Below are 1971 nucleotides of genomic sequence, written 5' to 3' on the forward strand. Positions count from 1 at the left end.
GTGCCGGTGCCGTGCGCCTCGACGGCGTCCACGTCGGCCGGTGCGATCCCGGCGCTGTCCAGGGCCTGGCGGATGACGCGTTCCTGGGCGGGGCCGTTGGGCGCGGTCAGGCCGTTGCTCGCGCCGTCCTGGTTGACGGCGGAGCCCCGGACGACGGCGAGGACCGGATGGCCGTTGCGGCGGGCGTCGGCGAGGGCGTCGGCGATGACGCGTTCCTGTGCGGGGCCGCTGGGCGCGGTCAGGCCGTTGCTCGCGCCGTCCTGGTTGACGGCGGAGCCCCGGACGACGGCGAGGACCGGATGGCCGTTGCGGCGGGCGTCGGCGAGGCGCTCCAGGACGACGACACCGGCGCCCTCGGACCAGCCGGTACCGTCGGCGCAGGCCGCGAACGCCTTGCAGCGCCCGTCCGCGGACAGGGCCCGCTGACGGCTGAAGGCGACGAACGCGTCCGGCGTGGCCATCACCGCGACGCCGCCCGCGAGGGCGAGGGAGCACTCGCCGGAGCGCAGCGAACGGACCGCCAGGTGCAGGGCCACCAGGGACGACGAGCAGGCGGTGTCGACACTGATCGCGGGGCCTTCGAGGCCCAGCGTGTAGGCGACGCGGCCCGAAACGACACTGGCGGCCGTACCCGTGTCGAGGAGTCCCTGCAGTTCGGGGACGTCGCGCGAGGTGCTGCCGTAGTCGTTGCGCATCGCGCCGATGAACACGCCGGTCCGGGTGGAGCGCAGCGCGGCCGGATCGACGGCCGCGCGCTCGACGGCCTCCCAGGCGGTCTCCAGGACGAGGCGCTGCTGCGGGTCCATGGCCAGCGCCTCGCGCGGCGAGATCCCGAAGAAGCCCGGATCGAAGTCGGCGGCGTCGTGCAGGAAACCCCCGTGGCGCGTGGAGGAGGTGCCGGGATGGCCGGGGTCCGGGTGGTAGAGCGCCCCGGTGTCCCAGCCCCGGCCGACGGGCCACTCGGTGATGGCGTCGGTACCGCTGTCGACGAGGTCCCACAGCCGCTCGGGGGTGTCGGCGCCGCCGGGGTAGCGGCAGCTCATGGCGACGATCGCGACGGGCTCGTGACGGGCGTCCTCCGCCTCGCGCAGGCGCCGCCTGGCGTCCCCCAGGTCCGCCGTGGCGCGCCTGAGGTATTCGAGGAGCTTGTCGTTGTCCGGCATGGGTGTCCCGCTTCTCCCTCAGGCGCCGTAGTTGTTGTCGAGCAGTTCGAAGAGTTCGTCGGCCGTGGCGGTGGTCGTGTCCGTGGTGGTGGTCGTGTCGGCGGCCGCCGCCCCGTCGCCGCCCTCGCGCGTCCGGCTGTTCCAGGCGCGCAGCAGGTCCCGCAGCCGGTTGCCGATCTCGCCGGCCTCGGACGTGTCCGTGTCCGCGCCGGCCAGCGCGTCGGCGAGGCGGTCCAGCTGGGCGAGGACGGGCCGCTCCGGTCCGGGTGGCGCGCCCAGCCGTTCGTCGAGGTGGGCCGCGAGCCGGGCGGGTGTGGGGTGGTCGAAGACCGCGGTGGACGACAGCGGGAGCCCGGTCGCCTCACCGAGCCTGTTCCTGAGCGCCACGGCGAGCATCGAGTCCAGCCCCGCCTCGACGAAGGGCCGTCCGGGTTCGACGGACGCGGCGTCGGGGTGTCCCAGCAGGGCGGCGGCGTGTGCGACGACCAGATCGAGGAGGGTGCGGCGGCGGTCGGTCCCGTCCAGCGGGGCGAGCCGTGCGGCGAGTCCGGCCGCGGGGTCCGTCGCGGGCGGTGCGGGCGGTCCGGGCGGTCCGGCCGGGGACTCCGGGGCGGTGCCGGCCGTCGTCGCGGCGCCGGCGGACCGGCCCGGGGTGGGCAGCCAGTAGCGCTCGTGCTGGAAGGCGTAGGTGGGCAGGGGGACGTGCGCACGCGTGGGCGGGGGCAGCACGGCGGCCCAGTCCACGGGGGCGCCGTACGTCCACGCCTCGGCGAGCGAGGCGAGGAGGCGGTCGGCGCCGCCGTCGTCG

Annotated in this window: 2 protein-coding genes; both read right to left on the reverse strand. The window is 76.1% G+C overall.

Annotated elements, in window-relative coordinates; all coding sequences use genetic code 11:
- Nucleotides 1-1163: beta-ketoacyl synthase N-terminal-like domain-containing protein (locus HO151_RS02585; RefSeq protein ID WP_173894505.1), on the reverse strand; the 1163-nt coding region annotated here is incomplete at its 3' end.
- A gap of 18 nt (nt 1164-1181) precedes the next feature.
- Nucleotides 1182-1971, reverse strand: a 790-nt coding sequence (locus HO151_RS02590; protein ID WP_254594653.1) for an acyl carrier protein, incomplete at its 5' end; no start/stop codon positions are given.

The sequence above is a fragment of the Streptomyces sp. 8P21H-1 genome, from assembly GCF_013302945.1.